The 13,384-nt window shown below is 62.8% G+C and carries 10 protein-coding genes, 1 pseudogene and 1 riboswitch; of the genes and pseudogenes, 3 read left to right on the top strand and 8 right to left on the bottom strand.

Annotated features, from left to right (window positions below):
- The 7 genes and pseudogenes from AC2VON_RS03290 to AC2VON_RS03260 all read right to left on the bottom strand — a co-directional run.
- Window positions 1-456, bottom strand: a pseudogene (locus tag AC2VON_RS03290) (hypothetical protein); the annotation flags it as partial.
- A 67-nt stretch (window positions 457-523) separates the two neighbouring features.
- Window positions 524-1,462 carry a sulfotransferase domain-containing protein gene (locus AC2VON_RS03285; protein WP_486951662.1) on the bottom strand — a complete coding sequence of 313 codons (939 nt, stop codon included), beginning with the start codon at window positions 1,460-1,462 and terminating at the stop codon, window positions 524-526.
- A gap of 211 nt (window positions 1,463-1,673) precedes the next feature.
- Complete coding sequence (locus tag AC2VON_RS03280) at window positions 1,674-3,074, bottom strand: MFS transporter (RefSeq protein ID WP_486951661.1); 1,401 nt, start codon at window positions 3,072-3,074, stop codon at window positions 1,674-1,676.
- Between the two features lie 649 nt (window positions 3,075-3,723).
- The gene (locus AC2VON_RS03275; RefSeq protein WP_486951660.1) at window positions 3,724-4,035 is read right to left on the bottom strand and encodes a DUF6955 family protein; all 312 of its coding nucleotides are present in this window, start codon (window positions 4,033-4,035) and stop codon (window positions 3,724-3,726) included.
- Complete coding sequence (gene sat / locus AC2VON_RS03270) at window positions 4,032-5,297, bottom strand: sulfate adenylyltransferase (RefSeq protein ID WP_486951659.1); 1,266 nt, start codon at window positions 5,295-5,297, stop codon at window positions 4,032-4,034. Before sat ends, AC2VON_RS03275 begins: the two co-directional genes overlap by 4 nt.
- Before the next feature lie 169 nt (window positions 5,298-5,466).
- Window positions 5,467-6,150, bottom strand: a complete 684-nt coding sequence (gene cysC / locus AC2VON_RS03265) for an adenylyl-sulfate kinase (RefSeq protein ID WP_486951658.1) — start codon at window positions 6,148-6,150, stop codon at window positions 5,467-5,469.
- A 308-nt stretch (window positions 6,151-6,458) separates the two neighbouring features.
- Window positions 6,459-7,895: an MFS transporter gene (locus tag AC2VON_RS03260; RefSeq protein WP_486951657.1), complete on the bottom strand. Its 1,437-nt coding sequence runs from the start codon at window positions 7,893-7,895 to the stop codon at window positions 6,459-6,461.
- Window positions 7,896-8,451: 556 nt separating this feature from the next.
- Between AC2VON_RS03260 and AC2VON_RS03255 the strand changes: the two genes are divergently transcribed.
- The 3 genes from AC2VON_RS03255 (at window position 8,452) to AC2VON_RS03245 (ending at window position 12,180) form a co-directional block, all read left to right on the top strand.
- On the top strand, window positions 8,452-9,030 hold the full coding sequence (locus AC2VON_RS03255; protein WP_486951656.1) for a histidine phosphatase family protein: 579 nt from the start codon (window positions 8,452-8,454) through the stop codon (window positions 9,028-9,030).
- A gap of 260 nt (window positions 9,031-9,290) precedes the next feature.
- Window positions 9,291-9,352: riboswitch (Fluoride riboswitch) on the top strand.
- 385 nt (window positions 9,353-9,737) lie between these two features.
- Window positions 9,738-10,964 carry a PPE family protein gene (locus AC2VON_RS03250; protein ID WP_486951655.1) on the top strand — a complete coding sequence of 409 codons (1,227 nt, stop codon included), beginning with the start codon at window positions 9,738-9,740 and terminating at the stop codon, window positions 10,962-10,964.
- Window positions 10,965-10,986: 22 nt separating this feature from the next.
- Window positions 10,987-12,180: a PPE family protein gene (locus tag AC2VON_RS03245; protein ID WP_486951654.1), complete on the top strand. Its 1,194-nt coding sequence runs from the start codon at window positions 10,987-10,989 to the stop codon at window positions 12,178-12,180.
- A 91-nt stretch (window positions 12,181-12,271) separates the two neighbouring features.
- Here AC2VON_RS03245 and AC2VON_RS03240 read toward each other — a convergent pair.
- The coding region (locus AC2VON_RS03240) for an AMP-binding protein (protein ID WP_486951653.1) at window positions 12,272-13,384 on the bottom strand (1,113 nt) is incomplete at its 5' end.

Below are 13,384 nucleotides of genomic sequence, written 5' to 3'. Positions count from 1 at the left end.
TTTTTTCCACGGCAACAAGATTCCGGCCAACACAACGAGGCTCAACGCTACCGAGAAGGGGTAAACCCAGCTCTTCATACCCAACACGAGGGGCAGTGCGCCGGCCGCGATCGTCGGGGCGATATTCGACCGCAGCACAGCAAGAAGAATCAGACACAAGGTGGTGACGACGAGAATGGTCAGGACACCGTAACCGAACGCTCGCGTTGTCAATGTGCCGACGGTCGCCCCCAACGCCGGCGTGAGGATCAGCCGCCCGGGCTGGATCGCCCATTTTCCCCACGGCCGGGTCAAAACGTCGTGCGAAAGTGCCGCAAGACCCGGGAAAAGGAGGTAGTGCCCGCCGCATCGCTGTGCCACCATCGCGATCGCCACGATGTAGAGCAGTGCAACGCCGTCCATGAGGAGGCGGTCGCGCCGTACCAGCACCCGCTCTGGCATCGGCCTCGGGGGCATTTATCTCATACCGTGGGACTTCGCCGGAGGGCGAAGTCCCACGGTATGAGATGATGGCCGGATTAAATCACGGTGCCGAGGTGACTTCACCCGTCTCCAACCAGTGCGCGCACTGCTTGCCAAGCTTCTCGACAGCAAGCCGATCGTAGTGCTCGATCGACGCCGGAGTTAATACGCTGTGGTAATCGCTATCCACTCCGACCCCGTCGAAGAACGACTTGGCGTTGCCCATGTGTCCTCCGCCGAACGGCGCCATTTTTTCCGCGCGGGCGCTCATGTACTCGAACGAACAATGCTCCTCGATAACATCCATACGAAGCGAGGCGGGGTCACAGGACAGGAACTCCGCGAGCCGAGCGGCTTCACTCTGGAAATTATCTCTCAGCGTTTGATAGTTGATGAGAAACACGTTCGGCTCGTCCCGGAACTTCCACCACGACTTCATCATATCGAACAGGTCGCAACAGCCGTATCCGTCGGTGTCGATCCACTGGTCGAAAAACACCTGCACGTCGTCGGGAATCACCAGAGGCACGTGATCAGAGCACCACTCGGCATGAATCCGGTTGATCGCCGACATCGTCTCCGCAGTGAAGTTCTTCAGATAGATGTGGAAGCTGATCCCCAGATCCTTGCCGTTTCTGCCGACAAACACGTACCGGGCCTCAGAGGCGAGCGGCAGGGCGTCGGCGGGCACATGAGATTTCATCACCCGCCGTATCCCGGCATCGCGCTGCTTTTGCAGCGTGGCAAGCATCTGCGCGTGATCGCCCCAGCTGGAGTCGAGCCACGGAGACGCGTCCGAGAGGCCTCCGTCGTTCTCCTCACCGTTTTGCAGGATCTGCTGGACGACCCGCTGAGTCCAGGTGGTGCCGGCCTTAAACGGGGTCACAACGACGATGTCGCCGTCGACAAAGCCGCCCTGGGCCAGAAAATCCTCCCATACCAGGGAGTTGGACAGATAATCCCGGAGGACTCTGCTCGGGCGGACGAGTTGTTTCTGCATAGCTGATTTCGCCTTTCTGTAAGATCGCCCGTAAGAACGCCTACTCACGGGACGAGGATTCGTAAGGAAACGTGACACTGTCTAGAATGTAAACACGCTACACTGCAGCCCTCCCTCTCCAATTTCGGTGCCCAGAGAGCGAACGGGTCGCACCCGCCCGCCCATGGGTTTCGTCCATTCGGTCTTGCATCGCCTCAGCCGCCGGCCGTCGTCATTGCCCGCCGCCTTGGAATGCCGGGACACCCGCATGCTGCGGTCGCACGTAACGCACCCAGGCCAGCGACGCGGCGACGAGATAGCACGCCAAGAAGGTCCAGAATGCCGGCGTCTCGGTGCCGGTGCTCTCATAGGACTGCCGCAGGGCCAAGTTGATCAGCACCGAGCCGAGTGCCCCGAACGCGCCGGCGAATCCGATCAACGCCCCCGACCTGACCCGGGCCCAGTCGCGACGTTGGTCGTCGCTGACGTCCAGTACGCGGCTGCGCGCCTCGAAGACCGACGGGATCAGCTTGTACACCGCCGCCTTACCCGCGCCGGAGAAGACGAACAGCCAGATAAAGCCGATGATGTAGCCAAAGATGGTCAGTGTCGTCGCGGCACCTCCGGGGCCGCTGGTGAGGTCGTCGTGGGTGCTGACGGCGATCACGAACGCTCCACCGACGATCATGGCGGCCAGCATGACCAGACTGACCCGCCCGCCACCGAAGCGGTCGCTGACCTTACCCCCGGCGATGCGTGCCAGCGATCCCAGCAGCGGCCCAATGAACGCGATCTCGGCGGCGTGCAGCGAGGCCTGCGTGTGGCTCTGACCGCCGACGATGAAGTTGTGCTGTAACACCTGGCCGAACGCGAACGCGAAACCCAGGAACGAACCCGAGCAGCACAAGTAGATAAACGAGATGATCCACGAGTCGGGCACCGACAAAATGTTGCGCACGTTGGTTATCGACAGGCCGGCCCGGTGCGCGATGACGTTGTCCATGAACAGCGCCGCGCCGAGCCCGCCGATGGCCAGCAGCAACAGGTAGATCGCGCATACCCAGTACGGCGCGGCGTTGCCCACGACGGCCAGCACCACCAGCCCGACCGCTTGGATGACCGCCGATCCCAGGTTGGCGAACCCACCGGTGAGTCCCAGCGCAAAGCCCTTGAGCCGCTGCGGGTACAAACCGTCGACCTTGGCCAGCGAACCCGAGTAGTTGCCGCCACCCAACCCGGTCAACGCCGCGCACACCACATACGGCCACAACGGCAGGCCAGGATGAGACAGCAGCACAATGGCCCCGGCAGTCGGAATCAGCAGCACCAGCGAGGAGAACATCGTCCAGTTGCGGCCGCCGAACCAGTTGGCGGCCATCGCGTAGGGGATGCGCACCAGCGCCCCGACCAGGGAGGCGGTGATGGCCAGCAGCAGTTTGTCGCCGATGGAAAAACCGTAGACCGACGCCGGCATGAACAGCACCAGCACCGACCACAAATACCAGATCGAGAAGGCGACATGGGTGTTCACCACCAACCAGAACAGGTTGCGGCGGGCGATCGCGTTGTTGCCATCCGCCCAACTCGCGGCGTCTTCGGCATTCCATTCCACGATGGTGTGCCCACGCGCCATGCGCTATCTACCTCTCACCGAACATGTAGGCGTAACCGTCAAGTCGCTTCGCGCAGGTAGGACGGCCGCCTGACAATCGCGCCAGCCCGATCGGGACTTGTCGGATGTGCTCATCGCGGGCCCGCACTGTCCGGGCTTGCTTCGAATGTGTACGAAAAACGAACGGCCACCACGCTATCCTCTGCGTCACATCTGGCTGCACAATTGGCCAGCCGGGTACTGATCTGTTGTTCTGTTCCGCAGGGACCGTTGGCCGTCGATACGTTATGCGACAGTTTATGGCGAGCCCCACCGCCATCATGCGTCATTGGCAGCATACCAGCTGCCAACCCAGAGCCTACTCCACCTCCAGTCAACCCGATGCTCTCTACCTGGACAACCCAAAGCAGCTGATGCACAGCAGATTTCCAGCTGATTCCGATAACCGACGACCAGACAAGCCGCAACCACAAACCGGCCGAGAGCCGCACTTGACGTGAAGAAGCCTGGAGAGCAACACATCTGGCCGAACCCCGCCAGCGATACCCCCAGCCGGCCGCGCGCTCCCCGCGACCGGAAGCCGCGGTGCTGCTCTTCTACGCGATGATCAACTCCATCACAGTCCTGGTCACCGCACCACCGACGGTGTCCTGGGATGCCGGGCCCGCGATCATGCCTGTTCGAGAAAACGGCCGACTACCTCGGGGCCCGTCGAGTGCATTTTGATGGAAAGGTCGAATAAGCTATCCTTTGCCAGTTTGGGGAGCAACTCGATGGAGCGAGTGGTGGCGGAATCATACTTCGCCGATGGGTAACGTTGCAGGAGGAGGTTCTTCTGGTCTTCCGTCGCGGAAATCGCCAGACGCTTCATGCCGGCGAACGCCTCCTTAGCCATTTCCGCCAGCCCGGCCTCCTGCAATACTGCCAGTCGCACGTCGTTGATCCAGACATTGATCTTGATATCGCTCTGGCTTTTGTTCATGAATCGAGCTCCTCTAATTTGTTGAGGGAAAAGATCGGCAGTCGGTCTTTCAGATAGTCTTCGGTCACGAAGGGTGAGCCCTGTCCGTAAGTGGCCGCACTTTCCATGACGACGTCGAACACCTCCGGCCGCATAACCATTCTCGTCGGTTTCACTTCGTCGGTCAGTATGCTCCTGATCACGCTGCCACTAAAGCTTTGAGCCGTCGACTCGAGGCCACAGAGGGCAGAGCTTTCGATATCCAAGCATTCCGGGCTGTACCAATTTTCTCTAAGGAAAACTGGCTTTAACGAGAGCTTCTCCCGATATTGCTTGAGGAGGTTCTGCGCGTCATAGGGTTGATAGTAATCCCCTACTCCCGCGTGATCTCGTCCGAACATGTGATGTGTGCATCCAAGATTGGTCCTCAGGATCGCGTGGAAGATGGCCTCTCTGGGGCCTGCGTACCGCATGTCCCATAGCGTGAAGGTCACCATGTGAACATCGTCACGAAAGTATCCATTAGTTCGAAGGGCATTCTGCGCCAAAAGTATTGCTTCGTCAATGTAATCGCCGGGCCTTTTCTCGCCGATGATTGCGTTGACCAGGACTCCCGTATTCAGGGTGTCCACTGGCAGGTCCTCGTTCGCGGCAAACCAGGCCTGTTTCATCAGTGCCTCGTGGCCCGTATGTGGAACGTTGCGCGTCTGATGGGCGACAGCGTGCTTCCAGCCTTTCCCCCTCAACGCGTCAGCATGTTGCTTTGGGGTCAACCAGTAGCTCTTGAACGGCTCGTTGAACACGGGTTCGTTGATCAGCGTGATCGGGCCGCCGAGGAACCTGTCCTCGTAGGCCATCACCCTCTTCACCCCAGGGTGCCTGGTATCCGTCGTGCCGTAGGTATTTTCGGCCATCCGCTCTAGGTTGTAGTCGTATATCTCTTCAACGTTGAAGATGGCCATCGGGGCGCCCAGGTAGTCAAGAACTACGCGATCCCCTTCTGCGATATTGAACTTCTCGATATTCTCGGCCGACATGTCGAATACTATGGGTATGCTCCACAGCGTTCCGTCCGGGAGTTGCATCTTGTCCAAGGTGTCATCAACCTCTTGGCGCCGCATAAATCCGGTAAGCGGTGTGAAGAAACCGTACGAAAGGCTGATTACCTCGTGCGCGGTCGCCCGCTTTATGGGGACTCTTGGAAGGTTTGTTATCTTTTTCGCAGCGTCGACCGTCGACACGCTTTCTACTATTGCTTTTCCGTTATGGCCCAGATAAGCCATCTAACCGCCTCTCTTTCGGATTATGTTTGACCGTTTCGTTTTTCAAAATATCCAGCTGACCTCATCGCAGGTACCGTTAAAATATTGTCAACCAGTTATAACTCCTCATCGCGCATTCTCGAGCGCCAGAGTTCGCAAGTCCTCGGCCCAATCGCGCTACGAAAGAACATTAGCAGCCACCGCGTCGAGAACTACGGCAGCCAAGAGGAGACGAGATCACACCCACTTGCTCGAGATAGGAAACTACCTCGTCTGCCAGTAAGCGGGGATCCTTCTGGCCGTCCAGCCTGATTTCGGGATGCAACGGCGCTTCGTAGGGATCGTCGATCCCGGTGAACCCCGTGACTTCGCCGGCTCGGGCCCGCTTGTAAAGCCCTTTGGGATCGCGGTGCTCACAGATCTCCAGTGGGGTGTCGACAAAGACCTCGATAAAGTCGCCGTCGGCGAAGTTGGCGCGAACTCTGTCGCGGTCACGACGATACGGGCTGATAAAGCCGACGAGAGCAACGATGCCATTCTCACAGAACAGCTTCGCCGCCTCGCCGATCCGCCGGATATTCTCCTCGCGCTCCTCGGCGGAAAACCCTAAGCCGAAACGCTTGGCGAACTTTTCACCATGAGATTTTGCAAGCCCCTCGGGCCCGGCATCGAGCCCGTGACGCACGTTGTCCCCATCCAGGACATAACCATGGATATCCCGCTCATAGAGCTTCCGGTCCACCAGATTCGCCACCGTACTCTTGCCGGCGCCACTCAGTCCGGTGAACCAAACCACGCATCCCCGGTGGCCATTAAGGCTTTCCCGTTCGCGGCGAGTAACACTTTGAAGATGCCACGTGATGTTACGACTCATGCTCAACTCTCTCGGGTCACCCGAATCATTGCTATCACGAAAGCGGTTACTCGAAGCCGATCACAAAACTGTCATTCTTCGACGTCGGTTTGTTGCAGATTAGTGAGGACGTTCGCCGGCTTTGCCGCACCGAGTTGCCCGCAACGAGCTGGGGGCGATGGCGGCGGGTCAGCTTGCCGGCTTCGACTGATAATGCGCACACTCGGTCAAGATACTGCCCCACTGACCTATCGCCTACTGGCGCGTTCATCCTGCCCTCCATCATCACGTGGGTCGTTGTCCCTTCCTTGGTGCGCTCGGCAGTGCTCCTACACGCTGTTTCGGCGGCCCGACGCGGTCACTGCCACCGCCTCGTTTTCAGCCGTCGTCGCCTGCAGCGACCCGTGCGGCCGCACATACCGTGCCCAGGCCAGCACCGCGGCACCCGCATAGCACACCAGGAAGACCCAGAATGCCGGTGTCACAGTGCCGCTGAGTTCATAGGACTGCCGCAGCGCCACGTTGACCCCCACCGAGCCGAGCGCACCGCACGCGCCGGCGAAGCCGATCGCCGCTGCCGAGCGTACCCGGGCCCAGTGCAGCCGTTCAACGTCGCCGATCCCCAGCGTCCGGCTGCGCGCATCGAAGATCGACGGGATCAGCTTGTAGACCGCAGCTTTACCCACTCCGGAGAGGATGAACAGCACCATGAACCCGCTGATGTAGCCGACCATCGTGGAGAGGCCGAGGGAGCCGCCGCTGTCGTGGACATGATCTGCGTGGGTGCTGACGCCGACCAGAAGCCCGCCGGCCAGGGTCGCGGTACCAAAGACGCTCAGGGCGACGCGGCCACCGCCGAATCGGTCGCAGAGACGACCGCCGACGATCCGCGCAAACGAACCCAGCAGCGGTCCGATGAAGGCGATCTCGGCGGCATGCAGCGACGCCTGACCGTAGCTTTGTCCCGCGGCCCTGAAGTTGTGCTGCAGGAGCTCGCCGAAGGCGAACGCGAAACCCAAGAACGTCCCCGAAGCACAGAGGTAGAGAAACGCAACTCCCCACGAGTCGGGCACCTTGAGAATGGACCAGTAGTTGGTCACTGAGAGGCCGGTGCGGTGAGCGGCGATGTTATCCATGAACAACGCCCCGCCGATACCGCCGACCGCCAGCAACACCAGGTAAACCGCGCATACCCAGTACCATGCCTGATGACCGACTGTGGCAATCACCAGCAGCCCGACTATCTGGACGGACGCAGACCCCAGGTTGGCAAGCCCTCCGGTGACACCTAGGGCAAAGCCCTTGAGCCGCTGCGGATATAAACCCTCGACCTTGGCCAGCGACGACGAGTAGCTGCCGCCGCCAAGTCCGGTCAGCGCCGCGCACACCAGATACGGCCACAACGGGAGCCCGGGATGGGCCATCAGCCACAAGGTCCCGATAGTCGGGATCACCAGTACCGCCGCTGAAAACACCGTCCAGTTCCGGCCGCCGAACCAATTGGACGCCAACGCATAGGGGATACGCGCGAGCGCACCCACCAGCGATGCGGTGGCGGCCAGCAAAAACTTGTCGCCAGCCGAAAAACCGTAAACAGCCACCGGCATGAACAACACCATCACCGACCACAGGTACCAAACCGAAAATGCGATATGCACATTCACGGCCTGCCAAAGCAGGTTGCGGCGGGCGATGCGGCTCTCGCCGCCCTCCCAAGCGACGGTGTCTTCGGGGTTCCAGTCGACGATGCGGTGCGTACGTGCCATGGCGTTCTTACCTCTCACTGGCGGTGGTGCCTCTTAAATGACACACGGGAACGGATCGCCGGCCCAGCGTCCGCCACGGTGGTATGTGGCCGACAACCCAAATCGGGAACCATGATCGAACGGCACGAAAACAAAACGGCCATCAGCCTTCCCATGCGTCGTATGTGGCTTCGACAGCCACATCCCAATGCGTTCCGCAGGGACCGTTGGCCATCGATAGACGACGCGCAGTCGTGGCGAGCCCCACCGCCATGGCGCGTCGGTGCTTCAACATACGCCTCGAGACATACGCCTCAACCCGACGCAACCTTCGTACTGCGCCCCATTAAAGCGCGATGCCTCGCTCCTGGCAAGGCGAGGTATCCGATGCACATGGGTTCTCCAGCTGATTCCAAGCTACGTCGGCGGGAGGGCCTGGCGATTGGTGCACGAAATATTTTGAGGTACGCTGACCCGGCGCGATGGAACTCCGCCGGGGTGTGAGCCAACACCCGAACCGCCGACCAGGCCGATGATTCCTGTAGGAATACCTACCTGGAGGTTCACAGTGACGACAGTGACACGCGTTTATCTGGCCCGACACGGGCGTACCGCCCTCAACGCCGACGGACGGCTGCGTGGGCTCAGCGACCCCCCGCTCGACGAAGTTGGCGTAGCCGAGGCGTTCCGGTTGGGCGACGAACTCGCCACCCGGCATCCCACGGTGGTGATCTCCAGTCCGCTGCAACGGGCGGTGGCGACCGCGCAGGCGATCGCCGCGGCCGCCGGGGTGTCTGCCCGAATCGACGACCGGCTCAACGACCGCGACTACGGGCCCCAGACCGAGCTGCGCCGCGCCGACGTGGAACGCCGTTACGGCAGTGTCGATTCGGCGCCCGGAGTGGAACCGCTCGAAGTCGTAGCCGATCGGGCCAAACGGGCGTTCTTCGAGTTGGTGGACGAACTCGGGCCCGGTCCCGTCGTGATGGTGTCCCACGATGCGTTCAACCAGGCCCTGCTCAAGCAACTCGACCCGTCGCTGGATCACGTGCGCCAACGGACTGCGTGCTGGAACCAGCTGAGTCTGGTCGATGGCACCTGGCGGGTGGACGCCTATGACCTCACCCCCGAGGACACGCCGGACCAAAACGAGTGATCACGGCGGTACTCCGTGAATAATGCTGCAGCGCAATGGCTTCTGAGCGGGCTTCTGGACGGGCTTCCGGGCGCACCCAGCGCAGTGACACGACCGGGGGACGGTGCTACCGACCGCTGGTGCTAGTGCTGGTTCACGGCAGCGCAACACCGCGTTCGCCGGACCCGAACGGCGACAGCCGACCAGCGCGACTCGCGCACAGCACATCTCCAGCGGACTCTAGCGATCCGTCCAGGCGGATACCCCAACTTTCGGGTATGACAGTAGATGGCGATGAGGCTCGCCACGATCGCCGCATCCGGCTAATGGCCTCTACTCGACGACTATCGGGTTGAGGCAGGTGTCTATGCGCAATGCGATCACCAATCTCTCTTTTCACTTCGCCAGCGAGCCGCGACGTTCCCGATCGATATCCGAGGTGTCAGAGCAGCGCAGGTCCGGCTGGTTCGGGATAGGTACCGTCTCCAACGCTAGTGACAGCACGGGCTGATGCCTTTCGTATCGGGCCAACCGCCACCGGGATGACTCCGGCGCCGACCCGATGCGGCCTGACGGCCCGTCGGCTCGCCGCGCAGGCGGCTGTGTGCCAGGCTATCAGCGCGCAGGCCGCGGCGATTCACTAGGTGCTTGTGAACCACCCCTGACGTTATCGCTGGTTCGGATGGGGGTCACCGAGGCCCACGACATCCTCTGAAGGAGGGGCACTGTTGGATTTCGCGGCATTGCCGCCAGAGGTGAACTCGTCACGCATGTACACCGGTCCCGGGTCGGGGCCGATGCTGGCGGCGGCTGCGGCCTGGGACGCGCTGGCCGCCGAGTTGGAGTCCGTCGCGGCCGGCTACTCCTCGGTGATTTCGGAGCTGACCGGTCAACTGTGGTCAGGCCCGGCATCGGCGGCGATGGCGACCGCGGCCGCACCGTATGTGGTATGGCTGCATGACACCGCCGCCCAGGCCGCACAGACCGCCGCGCAGGCCAAGGCGGCGGCGGCGGCTTACGAGGCCACTTACGCGATGACGGTGCCCCCGCCGGTGGTCGTGGCCAACCGATCGCTGTTGGCGGCACTGGTCGCGACCAACTTCTTCGGGCAGAACACTTCCGCGATCGCGGCAACCGAAGCGCACTATGCCGAGATGTGGGCCCAAGACGCTGCCGCAATGCACGGTTACGCCGGCGCCGCGTCGTCGGCCACCACGTTGCCCCCGTTCAACGAGCCGCCACTCACCACCAACCCGGCCGGGCAGGGCGCCCAGGCCGCGACCGGCGCCCACACCCAGGCCCTGGCCCAGTTGACCAGGGCGCTGCCCGCCGCGCTGCACCAGCTCACCCCGACCGGGGCGGCGACAGCCTCAGCAGACGCCCCGTTCTTCCCGTTCATCAGCTCGACGACGCTCTTGGACTCCACGGCGCTGTTCGCCACGGCACCCATCTTCGGCCTCAACGGCCTGCTGGGCCCCACCTTGTTCGGGCAGGACTGGTTTTTTCTTGCCAATACCGCGTTCCGGGTTAACTCGCAGGTCAATCTGGGAACCAGGATCATAGGGATAAGCACAAGTACTCAGCGGCAGGCCGCTACGGCCCAGCGATTCGCCGAACGGTACGCCACTACCGAGCTTGCTGCCGGGCTCAGGACGGCGGCCCCGGTGTCGGCGGGAATAGGCCAGGCCGGGGCGGTGGGGGCGTTGTCGGTGCCGCCGAGTTGGGCGGGCGACCCCGTGCCGGTCCGCCCGGTCGCGCTGGCGTTGCCAGGCACCGGCGCCGCTGTCGCGGCCGCCCCCACCCCGGCGGCGCCGACGCCGGGCATGACGTTTTCCCAGGCGCTGATGAGTGCGCTGTCGAAAAACGCCGCCGACTCTGATGACCCGAAGTCGAAACCGGTGATCGTCCATAACCCGGCCTCCGAGCGTGCCGGCCGATCAACCACCCGAAGTTGAGCGAAAGAAAAGGAGCCCGACCATGGATTTTGGAGCGCTGCCACCGGAAATCAACTCCGCCAGGCTGTACTCGGGTCCCGGATCAGCCTCGCTGCTGGCCGCCGCGACAGCCTGGGACGGACTGGCCAAGGAGCTGGGTTTTTCTGCCGCCGCATATTCCTCGGTGATCGCCAATCTGACCAGTGCCGGATGGCAGGGCCCGGCGTCGACGGTGATGACGGGTGCGGTCGCCCCCTATGTGGCGTGGCTGCACGACACCGCCGCACAGGCGACGCAGACCGCTGCGGCGGCCAGGGCGACCGGGGGTGCCTACGAGACGGCGTTTGCCGCCGTGGTGCCCCCGCCGCTGATCGAAGCCAACCGGGCTCAGCTGACGTCACTGGTCGCAACGAACTTCTTCGGCCAAAACAGCCCGGCGATCGCGGCCACCGAAGCCGCCTACGACCAGATGTGGGCTCAAGACGCCGCGGTGATGTACGGCTACGCCGACTCCTCGGCGTCTGCGTCGCAGTTGACCCCGTTTGGTCAGCCGCCGCAAACCACCCAGCCCGGCGGGCAGGCGGCCCAGGCCGCCGCCGTCGCCCAGGCTGCGGCCGTGGGCGCCGGCCACGCCCAGGCCGCCGCCAGCAGTCCGCAGCTGGCGTCCGCGCTCACCACCGCCCTGCAGGGCCTCACATCCTCGTCGTCGTCGTCCTCGTCGGGCGTGGTGCCCGTGATCGCCGGGGTGCCGATCACCGAGTATCAGATATTCGTAGCCGGCTCGACCTTGTCGATCAACGACGAGGTCTGGCGTCTTATCGCGTTGTCGACCAGGCTCACCGGCTTTAATACCAGCGCCCTACGCGACTTCGCTACCGGGCTCGGGCCGTTCGATCCCATTTTCGGGATCCCGCTGCCGGAGATGGCTGCCACCACGTCGGCGACCTCGGCGACCTCGGCAGTAGTGGGCCGGGCCAGCGTCGTCGGCGCCTTGTCGGTGCCGCCAAGCTGGGCCGCGACCACCGCTTCGGCGGTAGACACCGCGATGGACACGGCGGCAGGGACAGTGTCGGATGCCGGCGCCGCTGCAGAGGACTTTGCCGGCATGCCCGGAAGCATGTTGTTCGGCGAGACCCTGCTGGGAACTTTGGCCGGACGGGCAATCAGCGCTACCGCCGCCAAGTCGCGCAACCATAAGGCCAACAAGGTCGTCCCGCGCTCCCCAGCCGGCGGGTGATCTCAGGCCGCAGCGGCACACCCGCACGGACAGCTGCGGAAGTCGGGACAATGACCAACGTTTGCCGGTCTGGCTGCGCCCAGCGGTTGGCTCAGGCGTCCAACCGGGCGAATTGGTCCTGGCGGTACTGCTCGACGCAGGCGGCGCGCCGAATCTTGCCGCTGGTCGTGGTGGGAATCGACCCGGGCGATACCAGCACGAGGTCCGCGACGTTCAGGCCGTGAACAGTGGAGATCGCGGCGGTGACGTCGCTTTTGACGCAGGCGAGCCGGCGCATCGCCTCCTCGTCGGAGTCGCCTCGCTTCTTGAGCTCGATGACGGTGACCAGCTTCTCGGTACTGTCCACCGGGACCGATATCGCCGCGACCCGACCACCTGTGACCTCTTGGACCGTCGCCTCAACGTCCTCGGGATAGTGATTACGCCCATGGATGATCAGCAGGTCTTTGATGCGGCCGACGATGAACAGCTCACCGGAGAAAATGAAACCCTGGTCTCCGGTTCTCAGCCAGGGTCCGTCAGGCGTGCCCGGTGACGGGTCGACGAGCATTGCGCCGAAGCAGCGCTGCTCCTCCCGCGGTTTACGCCAGTAGCCGTCGGCGACGTTGGCGCCATGTACCCAGATCTCCCCGACCAAGCCGTGCGGGCACTCGCGGCGTGTCTCGAAGTCGACGATCCGCAGTGTGGGTGAGCGCGGCACCGTGTATGTGACCAGCTCTGTGGCGGTCCCGGCCGCACACCGCCTAGCGCGGCCCGCGGACAACTCCCCGACATCGAAGTGAACCGCCTCCGATGATTCACCCCAGGTGCCAGCCGCCACGAAGACGGTAGCCTCCGCCAAGCCATACGAAGGACGCACCATGTGGTCCCGGAAATTGAAGTGACCAAACCGATCGACGAAGTGCCGCACTGTGGCCGGCTGGACACGTTCGGCACCGCAGATGATGCCCAGCACCCCACCGAGGTCGAGCCCGGCCAGGTCACCGTCGGTTGTTTTGCGGGCGGCCAAGTGGAAGGCGAAGTTCGGTGCCGCTGAAAACGCATGAGGAGACGCGGCCAAAGATCGCACCCACCTGGCCGGCCTCTCCAGAAACGAAATCGGACTCGTCAGCTCGGCGTGATAGCCACCCAGGATCGGTGCGCAGACTCCCAGCACCAAACCCATGTCATGGTAAAAAGGCAACCACGAAACAATTGTCGTATT

It is taken from the genome of Mycobacterium sp. TH-M82 (genome assembly GCF_057473605.1).
Note: the sequence above shows the minus strand (reverse complement) of the source record. Positions and strands in the feature narration are given on the sequence as shown.

Excerpts from the sequence above, each read along its gene's own strand:
- sat (WP_486951659.1), bottom strand. The coding sequence starts at position 5,297 with ATGGCTTATCTGGGCCATAACGGAAAAGCAATAGTAGAAAGCGTGTCG.
- AC2VON_RS03245 (WP_486951654.1), top strand. The coding sequence starts at position 10,987 with ATGGATTTTGGAGCGCTGCCACCGGAAATCAACTCCGCCAGGCTGTAC.
- AC2VON_RS03260 (WP_486951657.1), bottom strand. The coding sequence starts at position 7,895 with ATGGCACGTACGCACCGCATCGTCGACTGGAACCCCGAAGACACCGTC.
- AC2VON_RS03285 (WP_486951662.1), bottom strand. The coding sequence starts at position 1,462 with ATGCAGAAACAACTCGTCCGCCCGAGCAGAGTCCTCCGGGATTATCTG.
- AC2VON_RS03280 (WP_486951661.1), bottom strand. The coding sequence starts at position 3,074 with ATGGCGCGTGGGCACACCATCGTGGAATGGAATGCCGAAGACGCCGCG.
- cysC (WP_486951658.1), bottom strand. The coding sequence starts at position 6,150 with ATGAGTCGTAACATCACGTGGCATCTTCAAAGTGTTACTCGCCGCGAA.
- AC2VON_RS03275 (WP_486951660.1), bottom strand. The coding sequence starts at position 4,035 with ATGAACAAAAGCCAGAGCGATATCAAGATCAATGTCTGGATCAACGAC.